Source organism: Pseudomonas sp. 1912-s, from assembly GCF_029269205.1.
Lineage (GTDB): Bacteria > Pseudomonadota > Gammaproteobacteria > Pseudomonadales > Pseudomonadaceae > Aquipseudomonas.
Genome location: NZ_JARIXR010000009.1, coordinates 15,687 through 42,207, shown reverse-complemented (window position 1 = coordinate 42,207; position 26,521 = coordinate 15,687). Strand labels below are relative to the sequence as shown.

28 protein-coding genes are annotated in these 26,521 nt (G+C 61.8%); 22 read left to right on the top strand and 6 right to left on the bottom strand.

Annotated features, from left to right (window positions below; genetic code table 11):
- Positions 1–38: 38 nt before the first annotated feature.
- From P3C29_RS13625 to P3C29_RS13590, 8 genes are all read left to right on the top strand, one after another.
- Positions 39–1,007, top strand: coding sequence for a radical SAM protein (locus tag P3C29_RS13625; RefSeq protein ID WP_010165903.1), 969 nt, complete (start codon positions 39–41; stop codon positions 1,005–1,007).
- A 75-nt stretch (positions 1,008–1,082) separates the two neighbouring features.
- Positions 1,083–1,688, top strand: coding sequence for a DUF4823 domain-containing protein (locus tag P3C29_RS13620; protein WP_010165905.1), 606 nt, complete (start codon positions 1,083–1,085; stop codon positions 1,686–1,688).
- A 17-nt stretch (positions 1,689–1,705) separates the two neighbouring features.
- Positions 1,706–2,266, top strand: coding sequence for a DUF1285 domain-containing protein (locus P3C29_RS13615; RefSeq protein WP_201125071.1), 561 nt, complete (start codon positions 1,706–1,708; stop codon positions 2,264–2,266).
- 70 nt (positions 2,267–2,336) lie between these two features.
- Positions 2,337–3,050 (top strand): GntR family transcriptional regulator, encoded by a 714-nt coding sequence (locus tag P3C29_RS13610; protein WP_201125070.1) that lies wholly within the window; start codon positions 2,337–2,339, stop codon positions 3,048–3,050.
- Positions 3,047–4,048 (top strand): ADP-ribosylglycohydrolase family protein, encoded by a 1,002-nt coding sequence (locus tag P3C29_RS13605; RefSeq protein ID WP_275964712.1) that lies wholly within the window; start codon positions 3,047–3,049, stop codon positions 4,046–4,048. Before P3C29_RS13610 ends, P3C29_RS13605 begins: the two co-directional genes overlap by 4 nt.
- A 108-nt stretch (positions 4,049–4,156) precedes the next feature.
- A complete protein-coding gene (locus P3C29_RS13600) occupies positions 4,157–5,623 on the top strand; it encodes a cytosine permease (RefSeq protein ID WP_010165912.1) in 1,467 nt (488 codons plus the stop codon).
- Complete coding sequence (locus P3C29_RS13595) at positions 5,616–6,536, top strand: PfkB family carbohydrate kinase (protein ID WP_275964711.1); 921 nt, start codon at positions 5,616–5,618, stop codon at positions 6,534–6,536. The genes P3C29_RS13600 and P3C29_RS13595 overlap by 8 nt, the downstream gene beginning before the upstream one ends.
- 38 nt (positions 6,537–6,574) lie before the next feature.
- Positions 6,575–7,303, top strand: a complete 729-nt coding sequence (locus P3C29_RS13590; protein ID WP_275964710.1) for a class I SAM-dependent methyltransferase — start codon at positions 6,575–6,577, stop codon at positions 7,301–7,303.
- Positions 7,304–7,308: 5 nt separating this feature from the next.
- Here the strand turns inward: P3C29_RS13590 and P3C29_RS13585 are convergent, their stop codons facing one another.
- The 4 genes from P3C29_RS13585 to P3C29_RS13570 all read right to left on the bottom strand — a co-directional run bounded on the left by P3C29_RS13585 (position 7,309) and on the right by P3C29_RS13570 (position 10,008).
- The gene (locus P3C29_RS13585; protein ID WP_017475797.1) at positions 7,309–7,575 is read right to left on the bottom strand and encodes a hypothetical protein; all 267 of its coding nucleotides are present in this window, start codon (positions 7,573–7,575) and stop codon (positions 7,309–7,311) included.
- Positions 7,576–7,623: 48 nt separating this feature from the next.
- On the bottom strand, positions 7,624–7,971 hold the full coding sequence (locus P3C29_RS13580; RefSeq protein WP_010165919.1) for a hypothetical protein: 348 nt from the start codon (positions 7,969–7,971) through the stop codon (positions 7,624–7,626).
- An 85-nt stretch (positions 7,972–8,056) separates the two neighbouring features.
- Positions 8,057–9,250, bottom strand: coding sequence for an MFS transporter (locus P3C29_RS13575; RefSeq protein WP_275964709.1), 1,194 nt, complete (start codon positions 9,248–9,250; stop codon positions 8,057–8,059).
- Between the two features lie 113 nt (positions 9,251–9,363).
- Positions 9,364–10,008, bottom strand: coding sequence for an HD domain-containing protein (locus P3C29_RS13570; RefSeq protein ID WP_275964708.1), 645 nt, complete (start codon positions 10,006–10,008; stop codon positions 9,364–9,366).
- 112 nt (positions 10,009–10,120) lie between these two features.
- On the opposite strand from P3C29_RS13570, the gene P3C29_RS13565 reads away from it, so the two are divergent.
- The 6 genes from P3C29_RS13565 to P3C29_RS13540 all read left to right on the top strand — a co-directional run bounded on the left by P3C29_RS13565 (position 10,121) and on the right by P3C29_RS13540 (position 16,131).
- Entirely contained in the window at positions 10,121–10,600 is a 480-nt protein-coding gene (locus P3C29_RS13565) for a GNAT family N-acetyltransferase (RefSeq protein WP_275964707.1), read from the top strand.
- Positions 10,601–10,749: 149 nt separating this feature from the next.
- Entirely contained in the window at positions 10,750–11,571 is an 822-nt protein-coding gene (locus P3C29_RS13560) for an SDR family oxidoreductase (RefSeq protein WP_201125065.1), read from the top strand.
- A gap of 36 nt (positions 11,572–11,607) precedes the next feature.
- Complete coding sequence (locus tag P3C29_RS13555; protein WP_275964706.1) at positions 11,608–12,597, top strand: substrate-binding domain-containing protein; 990 nt, start codon at positions 11,608–11,610, stop codon at positions 12,595–12,597.
- Positions 12,594–14,102, top strand: a complete 1,509-nt coding sequence (araG, locus tag P3C29_RS13550) for an L-arabinose ABC transporter ATP-binding protein AraG (protein ID WP_275964792.1) — start codon at positions 12,594–12,596, stop codon at positions 14,100–14,102. Before P3C29_RS13555 ends, araG begins: the two co-directional genes overlap by 4 nt.
- Positions 14,103–14,121: 19 nt before the next feature.
- Entirely contained in the window at positions 14,122–15,087 is a 966-nt protein-coding gene (araH, locus tag P3C29_RS13545; RefSeq protein ID WP_169385998.1) for an L-arabinose ABC transporter permease AraH, read from the top strand.
- Between the two features lie 240 nt (positions 15,088–15,327).
- Entirely contained in the window at positions 15,328–16,131 is an 804-nt protein-coding gene (locus P3C29_RS13540) for an IclR family transcriptional regulator (protein WP_010165930.1), read from the top strand.
- On the opposite strand, the gene P3C29_RS13535 is transcribed toward P3C29_RS13540, so the two are convergent.
- A complete protein-coding gene (locus P3C29_RS13535) occupies positions 16,132–17,184 on the bottom strand; it encodes an NAD(P)-dependent alcohol dehydrogenase (RefSeq protein ID WP_201126224.1) in 1,053 nt (350 codons plus the stop codon). It lies immediately after the preceding gene.
- 181 nt (positions 17,185–17,365) lie between these two features.
- Between P3C29_RS13535 and P3C29_RS13530 the strand changes: the two genes are divergently transcribed.
- Entirely contained in the window at positions 17,366–18,256 is an 891-nt protein-coding gene (locus P3C29_RS13530; protein ID WP_201125063.1) for an AraC family transcriptional regulator, read from the top strand.
- 54 nt (positions 18,257–18,310) lie between these two features.
- Here the strand turns inward: P3C29_RS13530 and P3C29_RS13525 are convergent, their stop codons facing one another.
- Positions 18,311–19,975, bottom strand: a complete 1,665-nt coding sequence (locus P3C29_RS13525) for an electron transfer flavoprotein-ubiquinone oxidoreductase (RefSeq protein WP_008434918.1) — start codon at positions 19,973–19,975, stop codon at positions 18,311–18,313.
- A gap of 532 nt (positions 19,976–20,507) precedes the next feature.
- Here P3C29_RS13525 and P3C29_RS13520 point away from each other — a divergent pair.
- The 7 genes from P3C29_RS13520 (at position 20,508) to P3C29_RS13490 (ending at position 26,505) form a co-directional block, all read left to right on the top strand.
- Positions 20,508–21,257, top strand: coding sequence for an electron transfer flavoprotein subunit beta/FixA family protein (locus P3C29_RS13520; protein ID WP_004371224.1), 750 nt, complete (start codon positions 20,508–20,510; stop codon positions 21,255–21,257).
- Positions 21,258–21,259: 2 nt separating this feature from the next.
- Complete coding sequence (locus tag P3C29_RS13515; RefSeq protein ID WP_169385996.1) at positions 21,260–22,189, top strand: FAD-binding protein; 930 nt, start codon at positions 21,260–21,262, stop codon at positions 22,187–22,189.
- An 83-nt stretch (positions 22,190–22,272) separates the two neighbouring features.
- Complete coding sequence (locus P3C29_RS13510; protein ID WP_201125062.1) at positions 22,273–23,088, top strand: transporter substrate-binding domain-containing protein; 816 nt, start codon at positions 22,273–22,275, stop codon at positions 23,086–23,088.
- 9 nt (positions 23,089–23,097) lie between these two features.
- Positions 23,098–23,460, top strand: coding sequence for a DUF4398 domain-containing protein (locus P3C29_RS13505; protein WP_010165943.1), 363 nt, complete (start codon positions 23,098–23,100; stop codon positions 23,458–23,460).
- The gene (locus tag P3C29_RS13500) at positions 23,457–24,269 is read left to right on the top strand and encodes an OmpA family protein (RefSeq protein WP_201125061.1); all 813 of its coding nucleotides are present in this window, start codon (positions 23,457–23,459) and stop codon (positions 24,267–24,269) included. The genes P3C29_RS13505 and P3C29_RS13500 overlap by 4 nt, the downstream gene beginning before the upstream one ends.
- Before the next feature lie 191 nt (positions 24,270–24,460).
- Complete coding sequence (locus P3C29_RS13495) at positions 24,461–25,900, top strand: PLP-dependent aminotransferase family protein (protein WP_008434911.1); 1,440 nt, start codon at positions 24,461–24,463, stop codon at positions 25,898–25,900.
- 104 nt (positions 25,901–26,004) lie between these two features.
- Positions 26,005–26,505: a translation initiation factor 2 gene (locus tag P3C29_RS13490; RefSeq protein WP_275964705.1), complete on the top strand. Its 501-nt coding sequence runs from the start codon at positions 26,005–26,007 to the stop codon at positions 26,503–26,505.
- Positions 26,506–26,521 lie beyond the last annotated feature (16 nt).

Genomic DNA, 26,521 nt, shown 5'->3' with positions numbered 1-26,521 from the left:
TTAGCGCGCCCCCAAATTATCCTCTGCCGGAGTGGTTCATGATCGTTGATCGTCAAGGCAGGCGATTCCGCAATTTGCGGATCAGCCTGACCTCAGCCTGCAATTACGCCTGTACCTACTGCGTGCCCAACGGCAAGCGGTTGGTGGCTGCGCAGGATGAACTCTCGGCTGAGGCGATGGCGCGTGGCGTCGAGTACCTGATCGAGGCCGCGGGCATCGAGCGCCTGCGCATTACTGGTGGCGAGCCACTGGTCAGCCCCAAGCTGGAAGCCTTCATGGGCGCGGTGGGGCAGATGGGCCTGAGTGACATCAGCCTGACCACCAACGGCCAGTTGCTGGCGCGCAAATTGCCGCTGCTGGTGGACGCCGGGATTCGCCGCATCAACGTGTCCCTCGACACCCTGGACGCCGACGCCTTCCGCAGCATCGCCCGGGGTGGCGACCTGGCCACCGTGCTTGATGGCATGGACCAGGCCAGCGCCGCCGGCATCAAGATCAAGGTCAATATGGTGCCGTTGCGCGGCCAGAACCTCGACCAGGTGATGCCGCTGCTCGACTATTGCCTGGAGCGTGGTTACGAGCTGCGCTTTATCGAATTGATGCGCATGGGCCACCTGGCCACCGATTCCAACGCGTTCCTGCAGCAGTTCGTCAGCCTCCAGCAATTGCTCAGCCTGATCGGCGAGCATCATGAATACCTGCAAGCCAATGCCCCGGTGGACGCCACTGCGGTTCGCTACGAAGTGCCTGGCAAGGGTTTCTTTGGCGTCATTGCCAATGAAAGCGTGCCGTTCTGCCGGACCTGCTCGCGCTTGCGCCTGTCGTCCACCGGCTGGTTGCATGGCTGCCTGTCGTCGAGCAACCGCCACTATGTCGGCGACCTGCTGGACAAACCCCGCCACCAGGCCCTGCCGGCCTTGCAGCGCTTGCTGGTCAAAGCCCTGGGCGACAAGCAGGAAGTGGCATTCTCCGGCGGCGCCACCATCATGAAGATCATCGGCGGCTAGTCCCGCAAGCTGGCGCAAAATCTGCATCTCGTGCCCATTCGCCGGTTTTCCGTCACCGGCTTCTGGAGAATTAGGATGCGTAGTCTGGTTTTGGTGCTGGCGTCACTCGCGCTGGGTGGCTGCATGACCGTCAGTGATATGGCCGAAGGCACGCGCTATCAGATGAGCGATGCCGGCCTGCTGGACCACAGCGATACCCGCCGCGTCAATTCGGTTCGCATACAACCGGACTCCTTCGTCTTCATCGCCCAGGGCGCATTTACCCCGCCGGGCAGCGCGTATCCGCGGCCTAACGTGGTGGCCGAGGAAGCGTTCAACGGGTTTGTCGAATATTTCCCGATGGTCCGCCGCGCCCGCAAGCCCGAAGGCCTGGAACAGGCGATGTCGGAAGCCCGCGCGGCCGGCGCGCATTATCTGCTGTACTGCCGTTTCGCCCAGGCGGATGACCGTATCGGCAACGCCGATGAATGGTCTGACCAGGAGGCGGTGGATCGCCTGGGTATCGACACCGGGACCATCCAGGTCATGTTGATCGAGACCAGCACCCAGTATTTGATTGATACTGTGCGGATTCGCAGTCGTGGCGGTTTACTGACGTTCCACGACAACAAGCCTGAAGATCTGATCGGCAAGCCCCTGGCGCACTACGCGCGCAGCCTGTTGGGCATGAGCGATCAGTAAGACACAAGGAGTACCGCATGACCGATTCGGCCAAGGCCAATGAGTTGTTGGCGCAATTGCCCAAGGGCAAGGGGCCCGCGCCGGTGCATCTGTGGAACCCGGCGTTTTGCGGCGATATCGACATGCGCATCGCCCGCGATGGCACCTGGTTCTACATGGGCACGCCGATTGGCCGCAAGCCGATGGTCAAGCTGTTCTCCAATATCATCCGCCGCGATGGCGATGATTATTTCCTGATCACGCCGGTGGAAAAGGTCGGGATCAAGGTCGATGATGCGCCCTTCGTCGCCGTCACCCTGGAAGTCGAAGGGCAGGGCGAAAGCCAGGTCCTGCGCTTTACCACCAACGTGGATGAACAGGTCGAGGCCGGTATCGAGCATCCGCTGCGAGTGGTGATAGACCCGCACACCCAGGAACCCTCGCCGTACCTGCGGGTGCGCACCAACCTCGAAGCCCTGGTTCACCGCAACGCGTTCTATCAGTTGGTGGAGCTGGCGGTGACCCGTCCGATCAACGGTAAGAACTGGCTTGGCGTCTGGAGCGGCGGGGTATTTTTCCCCATCGGCCTGGAACCCTGAGGCTGAATTTTCCCTTCTCCTGAAATAATTCGCTTGCTGTAGCCGGGCGCTTTCGGTTATCAATTTGTACATGATTAGACATGTCCGATTTGATAAGAAAAAACGCGTCGTCGACGAGCTGATCCGCCGGATTGAGGGTGGAGTGATGGCCGACGGTGTCCTGCTGCCGGGTGAGCACCAGTTGGCCGAAGAGTTTTCCGTCAGCCGTGGCACCCTGCGTGAAGCCCTGGCCGAACTCAAGCGCCGCAGCTACATCGCCACCCAAAGCGGCGTCGGCTCCATCGTCACCTTCGACGGCATGGTGCTGGACCAGCGCAGCGGCTGGGCCCAGGCCCTGGCTGACACTGGTGCGGTGGTGACCTCCGAAATCCTGCGCCTGGAAGCGGTCACCCGGCCAGACCTGCTCAGCAGCCACGGCACTGACCAATTCATCGCCCTCGACCGCCGCCGTCGCGCCGCCGACGGCACGTTCGTGTCCCTGGAGCGCTCGCTGATGCCGGCCTCCGGTGGCCTGGAAAGCCTGCCGCACGTCGGCCTGATCGATAACTCCCTGACCATCACCCTGGCGGCTTACGGCTTCGTCGGCGCCACCGGCAGCCAATGGATCGGTGCCGAGCCGTTGACCGAGGAAGACGCCCAATTGCTGGGCCGCCCGGTGGGCACGGTGTTTCTCAAGGCCCTGCGCACCACCTACGATCGGCAGGACCGGTTCATGGAATCCGTCGAAAGCCTGCTCGATCCTCTGCATTTCCGCCTGCACCTTCAATTTGGAACACCGACATGACCGCCACTACCCGTGCCCTCGGCGCCTTCTACGGCCTGGCCCTGGGCGATGCATTGGGCATGCCCACCCAGTCCCTGAGCCGCGAGCAGGTCAAGGCGCGTTTCGGCGCGATCACTGCCCTGGAAGATGCCGACGCCGATCAGCCGATCGCGCCGAACATGCCCAAGGGCTCGATCACCGATGACACCGAACAGGCGATCCTGGTCGGCCAGTTGCTGGTCGACGGGCAGGGCAAGATTGAACCCACCGAACTCGCTCAGCGCCTGATCGACTGGGAAGCGATGATGCGCGCCAAGGGCTCCCAGGATTTGCTGGGCCCGTCGACCAAACGCGCGATCGACATGATCCTGGCCGGCCACACGCCGGAAGAATCCGGGCGCTACGGCACCACCAACGGCGCCGCGATGCGCATCACCCCGGTGGGCATCGCGGCCGACGTCAACGACCCGGCGCAGTTCATCCAGGCGGTGATCCAGGCGTGCCAGGTCACCCACAACACCAACCTGGGCATTTCCAGCGCCGCGGCGGTGGCGGCGGTGGTGTCTGCCGGGATCAACGGTGTCGATCTGGGCGAAGCGCTGCACATTGGCACCCAGATCGCCCAGCAGGCTGAAAGCCATGGCCACTGGATTGCCGGCGGGCGCATCGCCACCCGCATCAGTTGGGCCCGCACCTTGAGCGTCGACAGCGGCGACAAGGCCCTGTTTACCGACCTGCTCTACGAATTGATCGGCACCTCCGTCGCATCCCAGGAATCGGTGGTGGTGTCGTTTGCCCTCGCGCAGCAAGTCGCGGTGGGTGAAGTGAACGCCTTCGAGGCCCTGTGCATGGCCGCCAGCCTGGGTGGCGACACCGACACCATCGCTGCGATTCTCGGCGCGATGCTCGGCGCGTGCCTGGGGATGCAGTGCTGGCCTGAGGCGATGATCGAGCAGGTCAAACAGGTGAATGGCCTGGACCTGGAGCCGCTGGTTCAGGGGCTGCTCGCATTGCGCTGAGCACCGCCGCTCCCACATTGATCCAGTCGAGTCAGGAAGACCGGAACACAGATTCAACTTGCCAACCTGCCACAACCACAAAAAAACAGGCATCAGGAGCACCCCACCATGAGTACGTCCTCTTCCGGCCAAAGCGCCGGGCAATTGGAAACACGCGGCATCGAGCCGGTCCCGGAAGGCGAGTGCAACGGCCATCCGCTGCAACTCTTCTGGGTCTGGTTTGCGGCCAACATCAGCATTCTCGGTTTGCCCCTGGGCGCGACCCTCGTGGCGTTTCGCGGCCTGGCGATCTGGCAGGCGATCATCGTCGCGATCCTCGGCGCCGCCGGTTCGTTTGCGGTGGTGGGCATCATCTCCATCGCCGGCCGTCGTGGCCGTGCGCCTAGCCTGACCCTGTCCCGGGCGATCTTCGGCGTACGCGGCAATATCGGCCCTACGCTGGTGTCGCTGATGTCACGCCTGGGCTGGGAAACCGTCAACACCACCACCGCCGCATTCGTGCTGCTGTCGTTGTGCTCGATCCTGTTCAACTCGCCGGTTGCGGCCAAAAGTGCACCGGTACTGACCCTGCTGTTCATCGGCCTATTCGTGCTGCTGACCCTGGCCGTCTCCGGCCTGGGCCATGCCACCTTGCTGGTGATCCAGAAGTGGGCCACCTACGTGTTCGGCGCACTGAATATCCTGGTGGGCGGTTTCCTTTGCGCCACCATCGACTGGAGTGCGGTGTTCAACGCCACGCCTGCACCGATGAGCGCGATGATCATCGGCATCGGCACCATGGCGGCCGGTACCGGTATCGGCTGGGCCAACGCCGGCGCGGATATGTCGCGCTACCAGCATCGCAGCGTCAAGGCCGTGCGCCTGGTGGCGTCGGCGGCCTTTGGTGCGGGGATTCCGCTGGTGCTGTTGATCACCCTCGGCGGCCTGCTGTCGGTGGGCAACAACGACCTGGCGTCGGCCACCGACCCGATCATCGCGATCCGCGACATGCTGCCGACCTGGATGGCGGTGCCGTACCTGATCACCGCGTTTGGCGGGCTGCTGCTGTCGAATAACCTGTCGGTGTACTCGGCCGGTCTCACCACCTTGACCCTCGGTTTGAAGGTCAAGCGTGTGCACGCGGTGATCGTCGACATCGTCGCGATCTTCGCCGGCTCGATCTACTTCATGCTGATCGCCGACAGCTTCTACGGCCCGTTCATCACGTTCATCTCGTTGCTGGCCGTACCGATCACCGCCTGGGTCGGGATCTTTGTGGTCGACCTGATTCATCGCCACTACTACAGCCCCAAAGACCTGCTCGACGTGACGCCAAGCAGTGCCTACTGGTACCGCGGCGGGGTTGAGTGGCGCGCATTTGGCGCCTGGGCGATTGCGATTGTGCTGGGCTTCAGCTTCACCACCATCGGCACCACGGCCGAGAACATCTGGTTCGCCGGGCCGCTGTCCGATTCGTGGCTGGGCCACAACGGCCTGGGCTGGATCGTCACCTTCCTGGTGGCCGGCGGGATTTATGCGGTACTGGGTGGCGCGGCTGATCGTCGCCCGGCTTTGGTAGAGAGCGCTAATGTCTAGATTGCTGCACAGCGGCCAGGTCATCGTTGACCTGGTCATGTCCCTCGACACGTTGCCCGCCACTGGCGGCGATGTATTGGCCAATTCCGCCAGCTTCGAAGCCGGCGGCGGCTTCAACGTGATGGCCGCCGCCCGGCGCAACGGCTTGCCGGTGGTCTATCTGGGCCGCCATGGCACCGGTCGCTTCGGCGACCTGGCGCGCGCGGCGATGCAGGCCGAGGGCATTGAAATGGCCCTGGCCGCCAGCGACGACAAGGACACCGGCCTGTGCGTGTCCCTGACCGAAGCCACCACCGAGCGCACCTTCATTTCCCATATCGGCGCCGAAGGTGACTTGCTGGCGCAAGACCTGGCGAATGCCGTGCCCCACGCCGACGACTATGTGTACGTCAGCGGCTACAGCTTGCTGCTGGAGGGCAAGGCCCACGCGTTGCTCGATTGGCTATTGGCATTGCCGCGCCAGATCACGGTGGTGTTCGATCCGGGTCCGCTGGTCAAGGCGCCGGACTCGGCTTTGATGGTCGCTTTGTTGCCGCGCATCGACATCTGGACCAGCAACGGCCCGGAAGCGCTGGCATTCACCGGCGCCGGCGATCTTGCAGGCGCATTGCTCAAGCTCAACGAGCACCTGCCCGCTGACACTTTGCTGGTGGTACGCGACGGGCCGAATGGCTGCTGGGTCAGCCGTAACGGCAAGGCCGAGCATGTGCCGGGGTTCAAGGTCAAGGCGGTGGACAGCAACGGCGCCGGCGACGCCCACGCCGGGGTGTTTGTCGCAGGCCTGGCCAATGGCCTGGCGCCGGCGGTGGCCGCGCGTCGCGCGAATGCGGCGGCGGCACTCGCCGTCACGCGCTGGGGCCCGGCGACCTCACCGGGTACGGTAGAAGTGGATGCGTTGTTGAGCGCGGGCTGATTCGGCAGAATGGTCGCCATTCAGCACGGAGCAGCGTCATGACCCAGAACATCTACGACACCGAGGTTTTCTTCGAGGGCTACAGCAAAATGGGCCGCTCTGTGGAAGGCCTCGCCGGCGCCCCGGAGTGGCCCGCGTTGCAGGCGATGCTGCCGCCCATGTCGGGGTTGAAAGTGGTGGACCTGGGTTGCGGCTACGGCTGGTTCAGCCGCTGGGCCCAGGAGCAGGGCGCCGAGCAGGTGCTGGGGCTGGATGTCTCGCACAAGATGCTGACGCGGGCGAAAGAGATGACATCCTCGTCGGCCATCACCTACGCCATCGCCGACATTGAACACCTTGACCTTCCTGCCGCTACCTTCGACCTGGCCTACAGCTCGCTGGCTTTCCATTACATCGTCGATCTGAAAGGCCTGTTCGCGCGCATCCATCAGGCGTTGGTGCCAGGCGGGCGGTTAGTGTTTTCCATCGAGCACCCGATCTTCATGGCGCCCCGGCAACCGGGCTGGCTGAATGATGAGCAAGGGCGCAAGAGCTGGCCGGTGGACAGCTATCAACTGGAGGGGCCGCGGGTCACCAACTGGTTGGCGGAGGGCGTGATCAAGCAGCACCGCACGTTGGGCACATTGCTGACGCTGTTGATCGAGGCGGGTTTTACCTTGAGCCATGTCGACGAGTGGGGCCCGAGCGAGGCGGACCTGAAGGCCCGCCCGGCACTGGCCGAAGAGCTGGAACGACCGATGATGCTATTGGCCGCCGCTCACCGCTGACACCGCTATTGGCCCGCTTCGCTTTCCAGCTTGCGAGCCGCTTCCACGCCGGACGCGGTGAGCTTGATCGGCAGGTTCAGCGCGTGTTCACCGGCATCGTTGCAGGTCACATGGCCTTCCTTGATCCAGCCGCGGTCCTGCAAGGTGGCCAGGGCGCTGGCCACCACTTTTTCACCCCGGTAGTTGTCCAGCACTTCCTTGCCCAGCCCACTCGGGTGGGCATGGAGCAGGCGGGTAAGGACTTCTTTTTCAAGGTTGTGATCGACGTTCATGCATACCTCTTCACTGGGAAATGGTTGGGTGTTCGTCTGTGCCGCGCGTTAAGGCGCTGGCTGTTTTGGCGCGCCGGGGATGTTGGAGTCGTCACCCTTGTTGATCGAGGGCGAAGTGGCACCCGGGCCCATTTTGCCGTTTGGCACCGCACCGCTGTTGCGGTTGGTGTCGTCGCCCTGGGTGCGCGGGTCTTTGCTGTTGTCGATGATGGCGCCGCCGTTGGTGTCCATGCCGGTGCCCATCGAGTCTTTCGACTCCTGGGTCGCCGGGTTGGGCGGGCTGCCGACAGGGTCGGTGGGGCCGGTGCTGGAGCCTGTGGTGGCGGCAAAGCTGCTCAGCGAAACGGCAGACAGCAAACCGGTGAGGGCGAGGGCGGCAAATTTGGAAGTCGTCATGATGGTGTCTCCATATGATTAATGTCCTTACCTGATATTGGTCCGCCCCTGTTTGCGATTCGTGCCTCGATACCGACGAACGGTGTTACGTCGCTTGTAAGATTTTGTGTGACGCGACTCGCCGCCAGATCAATCGCGCCACCGTGATCAGCCAGTTGAGCAACGCCACGGCCAGCACGCTCATCAACAGGGTCGGCATGCCGTATTCGACGATGACTTTGCCCGCCAGCAACGGGAAGCCGAACACCCCGATAAAGTACGCCAGGCTGAACAGCAGCAACGCCTGGGACGTGGTGCCCGCCGGTGCCTCGTTGGCGGCCAGGCCGTTGATCACCGAATACGTCAGGCCATAACCCACGCCCAGGGTGACCGCCGCCAGTAGGTAGCTGAAGCTGCTACTGACCTTGAACCCGAACAGGAAAATCGACACCAGCATCAACCCGGACAACACACAGGCCGCCCAATACGGATCACGCTTGACCACGAAGCTGGCGATCAACAGGCGGCTGGTAATCGCCGCGCTCATAAAGCCCAGAAAGAACAGCGAATAGTCCAGCCCGTGCACCGCCGCGTAGCTCGTCTGGAAACTCGACAGCCCGCCAAACACGCACCCGCCGAGGCCCACCATGATGATCGCGAACACCGCCCTCGACGACAGCACCTTGCGCGTGGCCGACCAGGAAATCTTCGACACCGGCGCGGTGTGCTGACTGAGTGCAGCACCCAGCCGCCAGAAAATTACCACACCGACCAGGCTCGCCAGCGCTGCGATGTGGAACGCTGCCGTCAGGGAAAAATCCAGGGCACTGGCCGCCCGACCCAGCAGCGGCCCGGAGCCGATCCCGGTCATCATGCTGCCCGAGAGCAGGGCGAAATATTTGGCACGCTGCGCCGGCTCCACCAGCATCGCCACGATGATCGGCCCGAGTGTGTAGAACACGCCCCAGCCCAACCCCAGCGACAAGCCAAAGAACATCATCCCTTCGCCAAACCCCGGCGCCAGCGCAAAGCCCAGGCACGCCACCACCAGCAGCACACCGAGCAGGGCGATCGACCTGGCCGCCCCCAACAGGTCAGCCAGATGCCCGGAAACCAACACCGCCACAAAGGTGCTGAGCATTGCCATGGAGATCACGCTGCCGGCGTCGTGTTCGTTACCACCGCGGGAATGGATCAGCAGCGACAGCAAAAACGTCGAGCCGTAGGACAGGGAAAGCAAGTAGCTGGCGAGGCAGAAAAGGCCGAACAGTTTTCCGCCGACCGCAGGTGAGGAGTGCATGAAGGTGCCTGGAGTTTGTTGGATTTATGCCCAACTTTTTACCATGCACGGCTTGCGGGTTTGTTCTGTGGTTAGCGGTTTTTGCATTAGCCCGCAGCGGAGTAACGGCGCTTTCAGGGTGTGCCGATTTCCTCGATAAACAGGTCCATGAATCCCTTCAGACGCTCATGCCGAACCCGCGCCAGGCGTTGCCCGGTCGGGGTCTGAAACCCGTCCGCCAGGTGCAGAAGCTTGGTCTGGAAATGGTCGAGGCAAAAGCGCTTGTCGTCGTACTCGCGGTGCCTTGCCGTTGGGTCTGCCGGGTCATACAGCCCGCTGCCCATGCGCCCGGCGATATAAAACGTGCGGGCCACGCCGATCATGCCGAGGGAATCCAGACGGTCGGCGTCCTGCACAATCTTCGCCTCAAGGGTCAGCGGCGTCAGGCCCGCCGAAAAGCTGTGAGTCTCGATGGCGTGGGTCACCGCAGCAATCGTCCCGGGCTGCCACTTCAATCCCTGCAAAATCTCCCCGGCCTTGTCCGCCGCCAGTTTCGATGCCTTGGACCGCAACGGCGAATTCTTCTCCACCGCCACGCAGTCATGCAGCAGCACCGCCGCCAGCAGCACTTCAAGTTCGCCGCCTTCCTCGGCCTGGATCGACCGCACGTTGTGCCACACGCGTTGCAAGTGGGACAGGTCGTGGGCGCCATCTTCCGAAGGCTCAAGGGCGTAGGGCAATAAAGTCGCGGCGAGGTCGGTCAGTGGCGTGAAGGGCATGGGGATTCTCAACGGTCGATAGCCTGCAGGTTAGTCGCGAATGAAATTGCACTGCAATCGGTCATTAAACCGCCTTAGTATGTGTGCTTTCTTTTCCTGACAAGGCCAGTCCATGACCATCGAGATTCGCCCCGCCTTGCCCAGCGATGCTGCGCAAATCCTGGCCTTCATCACCGAGCTTGCCGACTACGAAAAAGCTCGCCACGAGGTGATCGCCAGCGTGGTGGACATCGAGCGCAGCCTGTTCAGCGAAGGCGCCACGGCCCACGGCCTGATCTGCCTGCGGGACGGGTTGCCGATCGGTTTTGCGGTGTTCTTCTTCAGCTATTCCACCTGGCTCGGCAGCAACTGCCTGTACCTCGAAGACCTGTACATCAACCCGGAGCAGCGCGGCGGCGGGGCGGGCAAGAAACTGCTGCGCCACCTGGCGAAAATCGCCTGTGACAACGGTTGCGGGCGTTTCGAGTGGAGCGTGCTGGACTGGAACGAACCGGCCATCGCGTTCTACAAATCCATCGGCGCCCAGCCCCAGGAAGAATGGGTGCGCTACCGCATGGAAGGCGACGCCCTGAGGGATTTTGCCCAGGGTTAAACGCGCATAAAGGACCGGCGATCACAGCCGGTTTTTTTATGATTTTGCTCAATATATGGGATGATAATTTATATATTGAGATGTTCCGGTTTCTGGGTTTATAGTCTTGCGCATCAGCACTCACTACCAAAAACAAAACAGGTGAAGCGATGCAGGCACAACCGTTGTCGTTACCTCCGGTGCCCGAGCCGACTTACGGCGAGCGACTGAAGCACAAAGTCGTGGTCATCACCGGCGCTGCCCAGGGCATTGGCGAGGCCATCGTGGCTTGCTTCCAGGCCCAGCAGGCGCGGCTGGTGATCGGTGATATCCAGGGCGAGAAGGTCGAGCAAGTTGCCGCCCACTGGCGCGAACGCGGCGCCGAGATCTACGCGCAACCCGTCGACATCACCTCCAAGGACCAATGGCGCGCCCTGGTGGACGTGGCCATCGAACGCTTTGGTCGCGTGGACGTGCTGGTCAACTGCGCCGGCGTCAACGTGTTCCGTGACCCACTGGAAATGACCGACGAAGACTGGCGCCGCTGCTTCGCCATCGACCTCGACGGCGCCTGGTACGGCTGCCGCACTGTGTTGCCGCACATGATCGAGCAGGGCATCGGCAACATCATCAACATCGCCTCCACCCACTCCAGCCACATCATTCCCGGTTGCTTCCCGTATCCGGTGGCCAAGCACGGGCTGCTCGGGCTGACCCGTGCCCTGGGCATTGAATACGCGCCCAAGGGCATCCGCGTGAATGCCATTGCGCCGGGCTATATCGAAACCCAACTCAACGTCGATTACTGGAACGGCTTCGACGACCCCCACGCCGAGCGTCAGCGCGCCTTCGACCTGCACCCGCCAAAACGCATCGGCCAGCCGATTGAAGTGGCGATGACTGCACTGTTTCTGGCGACCGATGAGGCGCCCTTTATCAATGCCACCTGCCTGATGATCGATGGCGGGCGGTCGGTGATGTACCACGATTAAGCCGAACAACTCTCCAATAACAACAAGAGGTGGTTTATGTTCAAGAAGACAGTGCGCACCCTTGCGGTCGCCGTTGCTCTCAGCAGTCTCAGCACCTTCGCATTCGCTGAAGAAGTAAAGATCGGCTTCCTGGTCAAGCAAGCTGAAGAGCCCTGGTTCCAGACCGAATGGGCGTTCGCCGAAAAAGCCGGCAAGGACCTTGGTTTCACCGTGATCAAGATCGCCGTGCCCGACGGCGAGAAAACCCTTTCCGCCATCGACACCCTGGCCGCCAACGGGGCCAAGGGTTTCGTGATCTGCCCGCCGGACGTGTCCCTCGGCCCGGCAATCATGGCCAAGGCCAAGCTCAATAATCTGAAAGTGCTGGCGGTGGACGACCGCTTCGTCGACGCCAAGGGCAAGCCCATGGAAGACGTGCCTTATGTCGGCCTGGACGCCTACAAGATTGGCCAGAAACAAGGCGAAGCCATGGCCACCGAGGCTAAAAATCGCAAGTGGGACTGGAAGGACACCTACGCCGTCATCAACACCTTCGACGAGCTGGAAACCGGCAAGAAACGCACCGACGGTTCGGTAGAAGGCCTCAAGGCCGCCGGTCTGCCGGTCGACCATATCCTGTTCACTGCACAGAAAACCCTCGACGTGCCGGGCGCCATGGACTCCACCAACTCGGCCCTGGTGAAACTGCCCGGCGGCGCGAAAAACCTGCTGATCGGCGGCATGAACGACAGCACCGTACTGGGCGGCGTGCGCGCCACCGAAAGCGCCGGCTTCAAGGCGCCGAATGTGATCGGCGTGGGCATCAACGGCACTGACGCTATCGAAGAACTGAAAAAATCCGACACCGGTTTCTACGGTTCGATGCTGCTCAGCCCGGATGCCTCCGGTTATAAAACCGCTACCTCGATGTTCGAGTGGGTCACCAAAGGCACGGAGCCAGCCAAGTTCACCGCGCTGGATAACGTGACCCTGATCACCCGCGCCAACTTCAAGGAAGAGTTGAGCAAGATCGGTCTGTGGAAATGAACTGCGCCGCCACAGAGAGCCTGCGCTTCAACGGCATCGGCAAGGAGTTTCCCGGGGTGAAAGCCCTGGCGCAGATCAGCTTTGAAGCGCGGCCCCATTCGGTGCATGCGCTGATGGGCGAGAACGGCGCGGGCAAGTCGACCTTGCTGAAAATCCTCGGCGGTTTTTATCCGCCCAACAGCGGCAGTCTGCAGTTGGGCGAACGCAGCGTCAGTTTCAAGTCGGCGGCCGACAGCATCGCCAGCGGCATCGCGGTGATTCACCAGGAGCTGCAACTGGTGCCGGAAATGACCGTCGCCGAGAACCTGCTGCTGGGCCATATGCCGTCGCGCTTCGGCGTGGTCAATCGCGGCGCGATGGTGCGCAAGGCGCGGGAACTGCTCAAGGGCCTGGCGGATGAAATCGATCCGAACATGCGCCTGGGCAGCCTGTCCCTCGGCCAGCGGCAATTGGTGGAAATCGCCAAGGCCATGTCGYGCAACGCCCATGTGATTGCCTTCGACGAACCCACCAGCAGCCTCTCGGCCCGTGAGATCGAGCGGCTGATGGTGATCATCGCCCGGCTGCGGGATGAAGGCCGGGTGATCCTCTACGTGTCGCACCGCATGGAAGAAGTGTTCCGGATTTGCGATGCGGTGACGGTGTTCAAGGACGGGCGTTTCGTGCGCACGTTTGAAGACATGGCGCAGTTGAACGTCGACCAGTTGGTTAACTGCATGGTCGGGCGCGACATCCAGGACATCTATAACTACCGGCCGCGCGAACACTCCGGTGAAGCGTTGCGGGTAGAAGGTTTGCTTGGGCCGGGGTTGCAGGAACCGGTGAGTTTGCAGGTGAACAAAGGCGAGATTCTCGGGCTGTTCGGTTTGGTCGGGGCAGGGCGCACGGAGCTGTTGCGCCTGCTGGCCGGGCTGTCGCGCAGCACCCAGGGTGCGCTGGTGTTGCACGGTGAGGCGCAGACGTTCAAGACCCCACGGGATGCGATTGCGGCCGGTGTGCTGCTGTGCCCCGAGGACCGCAAGAAGGAAGGCATCGTGCCCCGCGCCAGTGTCGCGGAGAACATCAACATCAGTGCACGCCGTGACCATGCGCGCTTCGGTTGGCTGATCCAGGGCGGCTGGGAACGCACCAACGCCCAGCGGCAAATCAGCGCGCTGAACGTGCGCACACCGTCGGCCGACCAACCGATTCTGTTCCTGTCGGGCGGTAATCAGCAGAAGGCGATTCTGGGTCGTTGGTTGTCGATGCCGATGAAAGTCTTGCTGCTGGACGAGCCGACCCGCGGCATCGATATCGGTGCCAAGTCGGAGATCTACCAGATCATCCACAACCTGGCGGCCAGCGGTATTGCGGTGATCGTGGTGTCCAGCGACCTGATGGAAGTGATGGGCATCTCCGACCGCATCCTGGTGATGAGCGAAGGCGCCCTGACCGGCGAATTGACCCGCGATCAAGCGGACGAAGCACGGCTGCTGCAACTGGCTCTTCCGCGTACGCGGGATTGAAGAATACGAGGGGTAGGGTATGTCACAGGTAAAAACCGCGAGAAGCTTCTGGCCGGGTTTCAACCAGCGCAAGTTTCTCGATGATTGGGTCATGCTGCTGGCGGCCTTGAGCATCTTTGTGCTCAGTGCCATTTTCATCGACAACTTCCTTTCACCGCTGAATATGCGCGGCCTCGGGCTGGCGATTTCAACGGTCGGGATTGCAGCCTGCACCATGCTGTTCTGCCTGGCGTCGGGGCACTTCGACTTGTCGGTGGGCTCGGTGATCGCCTGTTCAGGTGTGGTGGCGGGGATCGTGATTCGCGACACCGACAGCGTGTTCTTCGGCGTGTCGGCGGCGTTGGCCATGGGCCTGGTGGTGGGGCTGATCAATGGCATCGTGATCGCCAAGCTGCGGATCAACGCGTTGATTGCGACGCTGGCGACGATGCAGATCGTGCGCGGGCTGGCGTATATCTTTTCCAACGGCAAGGCGGTGGGCGTGATGGACGAAGGTTTCTTCGTCTTCGGCAACGGCCAGCTGTTTGGCGTGCCGGTGCCGATCATCATCACCGTGTTGTGCTTTGTGTTTTTTGGCTGGCTGCTGAACTACACCACCTACGGGCGCAACACCATGGCCATTGGGGGCAACCAGGAAGCGGCGCTGTTGGCCGGGGTGAATGTTGACCGGACCAAGATCATCATCTTTGCCGTGCACGGGGTGATCGGGGCGTTGGCCGGGGTGATCCTGGCGTCGCGCATGACCTCGGGGCAACCGATGATTGGCCAGGGGTTCGAGCTGACGGTGATCTCGGCGTGCGTGCTGGGCGGGGTGTCGCTGAGCGGCGGGATCGGGATGATCCGGCATGTGATTGCCGGGGTGCTGATTCTGGCGATCATCGAGAACGCGATGAACCTGAAGAACATCGACACCTTCTACCAGTACGTGATTCGTGGGTCGATCCTGTTGTTGGCGGTCATTATCGACCGCATGAAACAGCGTTAAGGGGCAGCCGGTTCTTTGTGGTGAGCGGGCTTTTTGTGGCGAGGGGGCTTGTCCCCCGTTGGGCTGCGAAGCGGCCCCAAAGCCATGCAACTCTGATCTGTCTGGAAAAATGGGGTGACTCTCTTGGGGCTGCTACGCAGCCCAACGGGGGGCAAGCCCCCTCACCACAGAAGCCCACTCGCCACAGTTACCGTGACCGCCCATAATGGCGCCGTTTTCGTACTTCCCAATAGGCCCGATATGCAGGAAAACGCCCACACTCCCGTCAAAGAAGCCGCGCCCACCGGCACCCAGACCCTGCTGCGTGGCCTGGGCGTGGTGCAGGCCGTGGCGGCCGGCGCGCGGGATCTCAAGGAAATCGCCAGGCGCATCGGTACCACCCGCAGCACCACCCACCGCCTGGCCAGTTGCCTGGTGGAAGAGCGCTATCTGCGCGTGGTGCCGCAAGTCGGCTACCTGCTGGGGCCCAAACTGATCGAGCTGGGTTTCCAGGCACGGGAAGAATTGCCGCTGGTGAGCCTGGCGGTGCCGTATCTGGATGAGTTGTCGGCGTTGACCGGCGACACCATCCACCTGGCCATTCGCGAATACGACGACGTGCTGTACCTGCACAAAAATCCTGGCCGCAACGGCCCGGAAATGCGCTCGCGTGTGGGCCATCGCATGCCGTTGGCGCGCACCGGGATCGGCAAGGCGTTGCTGCTGGATGACAGCGTGCAAGAGTGGCAGCGCCTGTATGAGGTCAGCCTGCCGGCGGGCGGGAAAAACCTGCAGTGGCCGCAGCACCCCGAGCAGTCCTGGGCGCAGTTTGAACAACGCATGCAGGAGTACGTGGCGGGCGGTTATGCGTTCGATCTGGAAGACAACGAACCGTCGATCCGTTGTGTCGCGGCACCGGTGCGCGATGCCAGCCGGCGAATCGTCGCCGGCATCAGCATCGCCAGTACCGTGCCCTACATGCCGCTGGAAAAAATGGCCGAGCTGATCCCTGTGATCAAACAGGTCGCAGCGCGGCTTTCAGCGGAGTTGGGCGCGAAGGCCTGATCAGGCCTTCAGGGTCGCCATGTCGATCACGAAGCGGTACTTCACGTCACCGGCAATCATGCGGGTGTAGGCTTCGTTGATCTGGCGGATGTCGAGCATTTCGATGTCGCAGGTGATGCCGTGCTCAGCGCAGAAATCCAGGACTTCCTGGGTTTCGGCAATGCCACCGATCAGCGAACCAGCCAGTACCTTGCGGCCCAGCACCAGCTTGGCGGCATTCACGGGCGGGTCGACCGGCTCGATCAAGCCCACGAGGATGTGCACGCCATCAAAGCGCAGCACGTCGAGGTAGGGGTTCAAATCGTGCTGCACCGGAATGGTGTCCAGCAGGAAATCGAAGTGGCCGGCAGCGGCTTTCATCTGTTCAGCATCGGTGGACACGATCACGTGATCGGCGCCCTGGCGACGGCCTTCTTCAGCCTTGCTGGCGGAGCGGGTGAACAGCGTCACTTCCGCGCCCATGGCCTTGGCAAACTTGATGCCCATGTGGCCCAAGCCGCCCATGCCCAGCACCCCAACCTTGTCGCCAGCCTTCACGCCGTAGTGCTTGAGCGGCGAGTAGGTGGTGATGCCGGCACAGAGGATCGGCGCGGCGCTGGCCAGGTCGAGCGTGGCCGGGATCTTCACCACGAAGTGCTCGCTGACGACGATGCTGTCGGAGTAGCCGCCCATGGTGTTGCTGCCGTCGACCCGGTCCGGGGTGGCATAGGTCATGGTCGGGCCTTCGAGGCAGTATTGCTCAAGGTCCGCGTGGCAGGCGTCGCAATGACGGCACGAGTCGACCATGCAGCCAACGCCGACCAGGTCGCCGATTTTATGCGCGGTGACATTGGCGCCGACGGCAGTGACTTTGCCGACGATCTCGTGGCCCGGCATCAGCGGGTACACGGCGATGCCCCATTCGTTGCGGGCCTGGTGGATGTCGGAGTGGCAGACGCCGCAGTAGAGGATTTCGATCGCCACGTCATCGGCGCGCGGGCTGCGACGTTCGAAGGACATGGGGGCGAGGGGAGTGGTGGCCGATTGAGCGGCGTAACCGATAGCGGTGTACATGGAGAAACCTCGCAGGAGCAGTGACAGGTGAGGTGGCGCATTCTCCGCGCCGTGCCTGGGGGCGGCCATGGCGATTGCTCCGAGTCTCATGCCTATTCGTCCGGGAGTGCCCCTGGATTGGATCACTGTGGCGCCAGACCTGCGATGATGGTCACATCCCCTTTTTCGCGAAGTTTTTGCCATGTTGTTGACCCGCCATGTCGACGCCAATGCCGCGTTGGTTGCCCTGATCGAACCGTTGACGCCCCGCGATGGTTTTTCGCCCACGAACCTGGCCGGCGTGCAGGTATTGCGCGCCAGTTGCGACGTGGCGCGGGGCCCGCAGATTTATGAGCCGAGCCTGATGATCGTCGCCCAGGGCAGCAAGGTCGCCTACCTGGGCCCGCGTACCCTGGAATATGGCGCCGGGCATTACCTGATCCAGGCAATGCCGGTGCCGTTCGAATGCGAGACCTTTGCCATGCCCAATGCGCCGCTTTTAGGCGTGACGGTCGGCATTGACCGGGTGGTGCTGGGTGAGTTGGTGATGGCGATGGGTATCCAGAGCGGGCCACCGCCGGCGGCGCAGACGTTGGAGTCCATGAGCTCGGTGGTGCTGGATGACGCCATGCGCGGCTGTGTCGAACGGCTGCTGCAGTGCCTGCACGATCCGCTGGAGAGCCGGATCATGGGCCCGGCGCGGGTGCGGGAATTATTGTTCACGGCGTTGCGTGGGCCACAGGCCGATGTACTGCGGGCGCTGGTGGAGCAGCAGGGGCAGTTTTCACGGGTGGCGACCTCGTTGAACCACCTGCATGCGCATTACGCCGAGCCGCTGAATATCGAGACGCTGGCGGGTTATGCGCACATGAGTGCGTCGACGTTTCATGAGCACTTCAAGCGTTGCACGCTGTTGTCGCCGGTGCAGTACCTCAAGCGCCTGCGGCTGCTCAAGGCCCAGCAGTTGCTGTTGGTGGAAGGCATGGGCGTGGCACAGGCGGCGCATAGCGTGGGGTATCAGAGTACGTCGCAGTTCAGCCGGGAATACAAGCGCTACTTCGAGCGCAGTCCTGGGGATGAGCGGGCGGCCTGATCATCGGGCAATAAAAAGGCCCCCATTCGGGAGCCTTCTGTTCAAGCCAGTGACTTACATGTTCGGGTAAGTCGGCCCGCCCGCGCCTTCCGGTGTGACCCAGGTGATGTTCTGCGAAGGGTCCTTGATGTCACAGGTCTTGCAGTGCACGCAGTTCTGGGCGTTGATCTGGAAGCGCTTCTCGCCGTCTTCCTTGGTGATCACTTCATACACGCCGGCCGGGCAGTAGCGCTGCGCCGGTTCATCGTAGAGCGGCAAGTTGGTGCCGATCGGGATGCTCGGGTCTTTCAGCTTCAGGTGGCACGGCTGTTCTTCTTCGTGGTTGGTACCGGAGATGAACACCGAGCTCAGCTTGTCGAAGCTCAGCTTGCCGTCGGGTTTCGGGTAGTCGATTTTCTTGCTGTCTTTGGCCAGCTTCAGGCAGGCGTAGTCAGGCTTGGTGTCGTGCAGGGTGAACGGCATTTTGCCGCCGAGGATATTCTGGTCGAACCAGTTGAAGCCGGCACCGATGATCGGGCCGAACTTGTGCATCGCCGGGCCGAAGTTACGGCTGGCGAACAGTTCTTCGTAGAGCCAGCTGTTCTTGAAGCTGTCGACGTAAGCGGTCAGTTCATCGCCGCCTTCGGATTCGGCGAACAGGCGGTCGGCCACGGCGTCAGCGGCGAGCATGCCGGACTTCATGGCAGTGTGGCTGCCCTTGATCTTGGCGAAGTTCAGGGTGCCGAGGTCGCAACCGATCAGCGCGCCGCCTTTGAAGACCATTTTCGGCAGCGAGTTCAGGCCGCCTTTGCAGATAGCGCGGGCGCCATAGCTGATGCGCTTGCCGCCTTCCAGGTACTGGGCCAGCACCGGGTGATGCTTGAGGCGCTGGAACTCGTCGAACGGCGACAGGAAGGTGTTGCTGTAGGACAGGTCGACGATCAAGCCGACGACCACCTGGTTGTTTTCCAGGTGATAGAGGAACGAACCACCGGTGTTTTCGGCACTCATGATGTCCAGCGGCCAGCCGGCGGTGTGTACCACCAGGCCAGGCTGATGCTTGGCCGGGTCGATTTCCCAGATTTCTTTCAGGCCGATGCCGTAGTGCTGGGCGTCCGCGTCGCTGTCCAGGTTGAAACGCTGGATCAGTTGCTTGCCGATGTGCCCGCGGCAGCCTTCGGCGAACAGCGTGTACTTGCCACGCAGCTCCATGCCCGGGGTGTAGACGCCTTCTTTCGGGTTGCCTTCACGGTCGACGCCGAGGTCGCCGGTGATGATCCCGCGCACCACGCCGTTCTCGTCGAACAGCGCTTCCTGGGCGGCGAAGCCCGGGTAGACTTCCACGCCCAGGTTCTCGGCCTGCTGGGCGAGCCAGCGGCACAGATTGCCCAGGGAGATAATGTAGTTGCCTTCGTTGTGCATGGTCTTGGGCACAAAGAAGTCAGGCACCTTGGTGGAAGCTTCGCTGGAGCGCAGTACATAGATGTCATCACGCACAACAGGTGTGTTGAGCGGGGCGCCGAGTTCTTTCCAGTCCGGGAACAATTCGTTCAGGGCACGGGGTTCAAACACCGCACCGGACAGGATGTGAGCGCCGACTTCGGAGCCTTTTTCGACCACGCAGACGCTGATTTCCTTACCGGCTTCGGCGGCCTTCTGCTTCAATCGGCAGGCGGCAGACAGGCCTGCCGGGCCAGCGCCGACGATGACCACGTCGAATTCCATGTATTCGCGTTCCACAGGCTATCTCCTACTCAAGGCTCAACGGCTTTTTTTCTAATGGGTGGAGGTTCGGTAATTCGTCCCACAATGCCTGCAGAAATCTCATGCAAGGGGCAGGGGACGACCCACCTTTCTCTCTAGGTGGCGCATTATATCTACACCACTCTCAGCGTCCAATACAAACGTTTGTTTGAATTGCCCGCAGGCTAGGTAAATCAAAGAGGCGCGGCTTATGACTGGCTATTTTGCCGTATTGACCAGAATAGGTGTTCCGGTCAATATACGGTCGGTTTTGCGCTTACCGTAGGCAGACTGCAGGTTTCAAGAGCACGTCCAAAAGCAAGACAGGTGACGCGCGCCCAAACGATGGCGCGCAGTTTACACGCTGCGATAAAGAATGACTTCTTGGTCACCACTGACGAACGGTCATCGCTATCCCATTGTTGTGTGAGTCCGTGCCGTTTTTGGAGGTGCCCTTGTGTGCCGATGAGCATCAACCGCCAGGTTCGCCTAGGCGACTTTCTTTTCACCGGAGAGTAACGAGGAATCCATGAAGGTTCTTGTAGCTGTCAAACGCGTTGTCGATTACAACGTGAAAGTTCGCGTCAAGGCGGACAATTCCGGCGTCGACCTCGCTAACGTCAAGATGTCGATGAACCCGTTCTGCGAAATCGCCGTGGAAGAAGCCGTACGCCTGAAAGAGAAAGGCGTTGCGACTGAAATCGTCGTCGTTTCCATCGGTCCGACCACTGCTCAAGAGCAGCTGCGTACCGCCCTGGCGCTGGGTGCCGATCGCGCCATCCTCGTCGAATCCGCTGAAGAGCTGACTTCCCTGGCCGTTGCCAAGTTGTTGAAAGCTGTTGTCGACAAGGAACAGCCATCGCTGGTGATCCTCGGCAAACAAGCCATCGACAGCGACAACAACCAGACTGGCCAGATGCTGGCTGCACTGACCGGTTACGGCCAGGGCACCTTCGCTTCGAAAGTCGAAGTGAGCGGCGACAAGGTTGCCGTGACCCGCGAAATCGACGGCGGCGCGCAAACAGTTTCCCTGAAACTGCCAGCCATCGTCACCACCGACCTGCGTTTGAACGAGCCGCGATACGCGTCCCTGCCAAACATCATGAAAGCCAAGAAGAAGCCTCTCGAAGTGCTGACTCCGGATGCTTTGGGCGTTTCCACCGCCTCCACCAACAAGACCGTAAAAGTCGAAGCGCCGGCTGCACGCAGCGCGGGCATCAAGGTCAAGTCGGTGGCTGAACTGGTCGAGAAACTGAAAAACGAAGCGAAGGTAATCTAATCATGACTATCTTGGTAATCGCAGAACACGACAACAAGGTTGTGGCCCCGGCCACCCTGAACACCGTGGCCGCTGCCGCCAAAATCGGTGGTGATGTCCACGTCCTGGTCGCCGGCCAAAACGTTGGCGCCGTGGCTGAAGCCGCTGCAAAAATCGCTGGCGTGAGCAAAGTCCTGGTCGCCGACAACGCGGCCTACGCTCACCAGTTGCCGGAAAACGTTGCCCCGCTGGTGGCAGAGCTGGGCGCTGGCTACAGCCATATCCTGGCTGCCGCTACCTCCAACGGCAAAAACATCCTGCCGCGCGTTGCTGCGCAGCTGGACGTTGACCAGATCTCCGAGATCGTTTCGGTAGAAAGCGCCGACACCTTCAAGCGTCCGATCTACGCCGGTAATGCCATCGCTACCGTGCAGTCCACTGCCTCGGTAAAAGTCATCACCGTGCGTGCTACCGGTTTCGACCCGGTGGCTGCTGAAGGTGGCTCGGCTGCGGTTGAGGCGGTTGCGGCTGCTCACGACGCTGGCACTTCCAGCTTTGTTGGCGAAGAACTGGCCAAGTCCGATCGTCCGGAACTGACCGCTGCCAAGATCGTCGTTTCCGGCGGCCGTGGCATGCAGAACGGTGACAACTTCAAGCACCTGTACGCCCTGGCCGACAAGCTGGGCGCTGCGGTCGGCGCTTCCCGCGCTGCCGTCGACGCAGGTTTTGTACCGAACGACATGCAGGTCGGCCAGACCGGCAAGATCGTTGCGCCACAGCTGTACATCGCGGTCGGTATCTCCGGCGCGATCCAGCACTTGGCCGGTATGAAAGACTCCAAAGTGATCGTTGCGATCAACAAGGACGAAGAAGCACCGATCTTCCAGGTGGCTGATTACGGCCTGGTGGCGGACTTGTTCGAAGCCGTACCCGAGTTGGAGAAGCTGGTCTAATCCAGCCGCTTCACTTATAAAGAGCCCGGTCTTTTGACCGGGCTTTTTTTTGCCCGGCAATTTTTGAATGGGAGAACCAAGCCATGGAATTGCGCCCCTGGGCTGTACTGCTGGCCCTGTCACTGCTGCCGACCGTGTCGCTGGCGGCCGGCAAGTGTGATCGCCTGGTGATCACCGGCAGCCCGGACGCACCGCCCTACCTGTGGCGTGATCCCCAGGACCCCACGCACCTGATCGGCGCCACCGCCGACATGTTGCAGCAAGTGGCCAAGGACCTCGGGGTGAAAATCGACCTGCTGTACGGCGGCAAGCGCTCTCTGGCGCTGGAAGAGGTGCGCAGCGGGCGCATGGACATCCTCGCCGACGCGCCATTGACCCTCGACGCCCTGGACGCCCTCGACTACATCCACCCGGCGCTGGTGCAAACCGATTACCTGGTCTGGACCCGCAAGGATTCGGCCCTGGCCTACCACCAGGCCAGCGACCTGCAGGGTCACAAGGGCGCGGTGTCGGAGCGGGCGCGCCTGAGCCGCGACTTCGAAACCTTCGCCGGTGAGCAACTGACCCTGCAACGCCTGCCCAGCCTGACCCCGGCGTTCCAGAAGCTGCTGCTGGGGGAAGTGGACTACGTGCTCGCCGGGCGTTATTCCGGCATGGCCATGGCCCAGACCCTGGGCATGAGCAACGACCTGGTGGCGCGCGAAATACCCATCGACCAGCCGGGCCTGTACCTGGCCATTTCCCACAACTCGGCGTGCAACGATCCGTGGTTGCGCGGACAGCTCGCCAAAAAGATGACAGAATTGCCCGCGTCCGGTCTGGCGGAAACCGCGCTGCAGAGCAATCTTGCGCGCTGGAAAGCGCAGTTGCAGCAACCCGTCGGCACCCCAACAAAGTAGGGATTTTCAGTGACTATTCGACCTCTTTTCGCGGCCCTCGCCGTTGTAGCTCTGGCGGGATGTGCAGCCGATCCTGCGCCGAATGAACAAATACGCCTGACCCAGCAAGCGCTGGAACAAGCCAACGCCGTGGGCGCCGTCGCCGATGACTCGCCCGAGCTCAAGCTGGCTGAAGACAAGTTCACCCAGGCCCAGGCCGACATGGCCGATCAATCCTACAAGGACGCCCGCATGCAGGCTGAAGAAGCCGAGCTGGACGCCCGCCTGGCAGAAGCCCGGGTGCTGACCCGCAAAAGCCAGGAGCAACTGAACGTGCTCAACACCCGTATCACCCGCCTGCGCAAGCAACTGCAGTTGGGAGATGCCCAATGAGCCCGTTGATCCGAGGGTTGAGCTGTGTGCTGTTGCTGGGCAGCGCGCTCGGCGGTTGCGCGACCCATCCTGACAGTAACGTCGCGTTGCAACAGGCGAGCAGTGACTTCCAGAAGGTCAAGGAAGATTCGAATGTGCTGCGTATCGCGCCCAAGGACGTGATCCGCGCCGGTGAGTCCCTGGCCCGTGCCGAGCGTTTTTCCAGCTTCTGGGGCAGCGGCGCCGATGTGGCGCATTACGCTTACCTGAGCCAGCGCTACAGCGCGATTGCCCGGGAACACACCGAGCAGGCGTTGAATCAGGAACGCGGGGTCAAGCTGGAGCTGGAACGCCAGCGCCTGCAACTGGCCCTGCGGGAAGCCAAGCTGAGCAGCGTGCAGCAACAGGGCAAATGGCTGGAGGCACAGATCGCCAGCCTGACCACCGTCCAGACCGATCGTGGCCTGGTGATGACCTTGGGTGACGTGCTGTTCGACACCGGCGAGGCAGAGCTGCAAAACTCGGCCAACCGCACGGTGCTGAAAGTCGTACAGTTCCTGCAATTGAACCCCAAGCGCAGAGTGCGCATCGAGGGTTACACCGACAATACCGGTGGCGAGCCGGAAAACCTCAAACTGTCCCGGGACCGCGCGCAGGCCGTGGCGGATGTGCTGAACGACTTGGGCATCGATGAAAAACGCATCCAGGTCGAGGGCTACGGCGATCAGTACCCGGTTGAAGCCAACGCTTCGGAGCGTGGCCGGGCACAGAACCGCCGGGTGGAGATTGTGTTCTCCGATGAGAAAGGCCAGTTGGGCGCCGCCCGCTGAACACCCAGTGTCACAGGAACCCGGGAATCTCCCGGGTTTTTTGTGCCTGCGATTCAGTTCGCCACCCTTACAGTTTTTTCTATCACTGCCGCCCGCGCTCGACTATTGTGGCAACTGTCCCCGTACACTTCTAAACTGTGCCGGTATGTTTCACACAAAAATAAAATACCCGTGAAATCGAGTGCTGCGTCATGACCAATCTGTTGCTTTACCAACGTATCGCCCAGCAACTGGCTGAGGATATTCGCCGCGGTGTCTATCAACCGGGCGAGCGCGTGCCTTCGGTGCGCAAAATGAGCTCCCAGCTCAACGTCAGCCACGCCACCGTGTTGCAGGCCTACGCGAACCTGGAAGACCAGGGCTTGATTCGCGCGCGGCCGCAGTCCGGGTACTACGTGCACCAGACGCCGGCGCTTACCGCGCCCACGCCGGACATCGCACGGGTCGAGCGTCCAGGGTTGGTCACCCGCAGCAGCATCATTCAACAGGTGTTGGTGGAATCCCGCCGCGAAGGCGTGTTCCCACTGGGCGCCGCCGTGCCCAGTGTCGACTATTTGCCTGTACGGGCGCTGCACCAGCAACTGGCCAAGGTCACACGCTTCCAGAGCCCGCGGGCGTTCAGCTACATGTTCAGCCCCGGTTTTGAACCGCTGCGGCGCCAGGTGGCAATCCGCATGCGCGATGCCGGTGTGGTGGTCGACCCGTCCGAAGTGGTGATCACCCACGGGTGCGTGGACGCGTTGCAGATGTCGTTGCGGGTGCTGACGCGGCCGGGCGACTTGATCGCCGCCGAGTCGCCAACGTATTACGGCCTGCTGCAACTGGCGGATCTGCTCGGCCTCAAAGTTATCGAAATCCCCAGCGACCCGGCCACCGGCATGAGCCTGGAAGCCCTGCAACTGGCGGCCAACCAATGGTCGATCAAGGCCTTGGTGCTGACCACACGCCTGAGCAACCCGTTGGGCGGCACCATGCCCGAAGAGCGGCAGAAACAGCTGCTGCGCCTGGCGTCGGATTTCGATATCCAGGTGGTTGAAGACGATATCTACGGCGAACTGATGTTCGAGCTGGGCCGCACCAAGGCCCTGAAAGCCTACGACCGCCTCGACCGGGTCATCTACTGCTCGAGCTTCTCCAAGACCTTGTCACCGGGCATCCGCATCGGCTGGATGATCGCCGGCAAGTACCAGCAGGAAATCCAGCGCCTGCAAATGTTCAGCACCCATTCGGCCTGCAGCGTGACCCAGATGGGCACGGCGGCCTACCTGGAAAACGGTGGTTATGACCGGCATTTGCGCTATATCCGCCAGGAATACCGCAAAAATCTCAGCGCCTTCCAGTTGGCGGTGCAGCAGTATTTTCCCGAAGGCACGCAGATGACCCGTCCGACCGGCGGTTTTATCCTGTGGGTCAGTTTGCCCGGGCGGGTCAATACCCAGGAACTGCACGTGCGCGCCTTGCAGCAGGGCATCAGCATTGCACCGGGGCTGATCTTCAGTAATACGGAACAGTTCAACCACTGTATTCGCCTGAACTGCGGTACACCGTGGAACCGCGAGGCCGAGCGCGCGTTGATGACCCTCGGCATGCTGGCGAGCCAGTTGTGCCAGGAGACTGCGGCAGGCTTTTGAGGCGTGGAAAGGGGACATAAAGGGTAGCTGGCTATTTAGCATGCTTGTCATGCTGGCCCCAACAAGCGAGCATATGGCCTTCTGCCGTTAATGCTGCTGGCGATATGACTTATACCTTTCCTGCTGCACTGCTGATTTGCGTGTTAAGCCTGTGTAACGCGGGTGCCGTCCTGGCGGCGCCTGCCAGTGAAACAGCGCCTGCTGCCAGCACCCAGCAAAAGGCGCCGGCGAAAAAAGCCGCCCCGGCCAAGAAGGCGCCGGTGGCGAAGAAAGCACCGGCAAAGAAAGCCGCACCGACCAAAAAGCGTGCGCCTATCGCCAGCAAATCAAAATCAGCCCACGAAGTCGCCAAGACTCAGTTGCCACCTGCAGATCTGGATTTGAGCCTGCCGTCGAACATGGTTCGCCATCTGCAGCCCCTCGGCACCATGCCGCAACCGAAGAATGTGCCGCTGTTGCCGCCGATGTTTGCCGAAAAGCCCACCGATAACAGCGCGTTCCAGATCAACGGGCGCCTGCTCAGCAATGAAATGCAGCTGCAACTGCGCAACGAAGAACGGCGCGAAGTGGAAGGCGCGGCGCTGGATTTCCAGTTCAAGCAATAAACCCGACGAGTAAAAG

What these genes read in the sequence shown, in the direction of transcription:
- P3C29_RS13540 (WP_010165930.1), top strand. Translation starts at nt 15,328, where the DNA reads ATGCAGGAAAACGCCCACACTCCCGTCAAAGAAGCCGCGCCCACCGGC.
- P3C29_RS13555 (WP_275964706.1), top strand. Translation starts at nt 11,608, where the DNA reads ATGTTCAAGAAGACAGTGCGCACCCTTGCGGTCGCCGTTGCTCTCAGC.
- P3C29_RS13535 (WP_201126224.1), bottom strand. Translation starts at nt 17,184, where the DNA reads ATGTACACCGCTATCGGTTACGCCGCTCAATCGGCCACCACTCCCCTC.
- P3C29_RS13600 (WP_010165912.1), top strand. Translation starts at nt 4,157, where the DNA reads ATGAGTACGTCCTCTTCCGGCCAAAGCGCCGGGCAATTGGAAACACGC.
- P3C29_RS13520 (WP_004371224.1), top strand. Translation starts at nt 20,508, where the DNA reads ATGAAGGTTCTTGTAGCTGTCAAACGCGTTGTCGATTACAACGTGAAA.
- P3C29_RS13515 (WP_169385996.1), top strand. Translation starts at nt 21,260, where the DNA reads ATGACTATCTTGGTAATCGCAGAACACGACAACAAGGTTGTGGCCCCG.
- P3C29_RS13585 (WP_017475797.1), bottom strand. Translation starts at nt 7,575, where the DNA reads ATGAACGTCGATCACAACCTTGAAAAAGAAGTCCTTACCCGCCTGCTC.
- P3C29_RS13615 (WP_201125071.1), top strand. Translation starts at nt 1,706, where the DNA reads ATGACCGATTCGGCCAAGGCCAATGAGTTGTTGGCGCAATTGCCCAAG.
- P3C29_RS13575 (WP_275964709.1), bottom strand. Translation starts at nt 9,250, where the DNA reads ATGCACTCCTCACCTGCGGTCGGCGGAAAACTGTTCGGCCTTTTCTGC.
- P3C29_RS13490 (WP_275964705.1), top strand. Translation starts at nt 26,005, where the DNA reads ATGACTTATACCTTTCCTGCTGCACTGCTGATTTGCGTGTTAAGCCTG.
- P3C29_RS13565 (WP_275964707.1), top strand. Translation starts at nt 10,121, where the DNA reads ATGACCATCGAGATTCGCCCCGCCTTGCCCAGCGATGCTGCGCAAATC.
- P3C29_RS13510 (WP_201125062.1), top strand. Translation starts at nt 22,273, where the DNA reads ATGGAATTGCGCCCCTGGGCTGTACTGCTGGCCCTGTCACTGCTGCCG.
- P3C29_RS13595 (WP_275964711.1), top strand. Translation starts at nt 5,616, where the DNA reads ATGTCTAGATTGCTGCACAGCGGCCAGGTCATCGTTGACCTGGTCATG.
- araH (WP_169385998.1), top strand. Translation starts at nt 14,122, where the DNA reads ATGTCACAGGTAAAAACCGCGAGAAGCTTCTGGCCGGGTTTCAACCAG.
- P3C29_RS13495 (WP_008434911.1), top strand. Translation starts at nt 24,461, where the DNA reads ATGACCAATCTGTTGCTTTACCAACGTATCGCCCAGCAACTGGCTGAG.
- P3C29_RS13625 (WP_010165903.1), top strand. Translation starts at nt 39, where the DNA reads ATGATCGTTGATCGTCAAGGCAGGCGATTCCGCAATTTGCGGATCAGC.
- P3C29_RS13530 (WP_201125063.1), top strand. Translation starts at nt 17,366, where the DNA reads ATGTTGTTGACCCGCCATGTCGACGCCAATGCCGCGTTGGTTGCCCTG.
- P3C29_RS13620 (WP_010165905.1), top strand. Translation starts at nt 1,083, where the DNA reads ATGCGTAGTCTGGTTTTGGTGCTGGCGTCACTCGCGCTGGGTGGCTGC.
- P3C29_RS13605 (WP_275964712.1), top strand. Translation starts at nt 3,047, where the DNA reads ATGACCGCCACTACCCGTGCCCTCGGCGCCTTCTACGGCCTGGCCCTG.
- P3C29_RS13570 (WP_275964708.1), bottom strand. Translation starts at nt 10,008, where the DNA reads ATGCCCTTCACGCCACTGACCGACCTCGCCGCGACTTTATTGCCCTAC.
- P3C29_RS13590 (WP_275964710.1), top strand. Translation starts at nt 6,575, where the DNA reads ATGACCCAGAACATCTACGACACCGAGGTTTTCTTCGAGGGCTACAGC.
- P3C29_RS13610 (WP_201125070.1), top strand. Translation starts at nt 2,337, where the DNA reads ATGATTAGACATGTCCGATTTGATAAGAAAAAACGCGTCGTCGACGAG.
- P3C29_RS13560 (WP_201125065.1), top strand. Translation starts at nt 10,750, where the DNA reads ATGCAGGCACAACCGTTGTCGTTACCTCCGGTGCCCGAGCCGACTTAC.
- P3C29_RS13580 (WP_010165919.1), bottom strand. Translation starts at nt 7,971, where the DNA reads ATGACGACTTCCAAATTTGCCGCCCTCGCCCTCACCGGTTTGCTGTCT.
- P3C29_RS13500 (WP_201125061.1), top strand. Translation starts at nt 23,457, where the DNA reads ATGAGCCCGTTGATCCGAGGGTTGAGCTGTGTGCTGTTGCTGGGCAGC.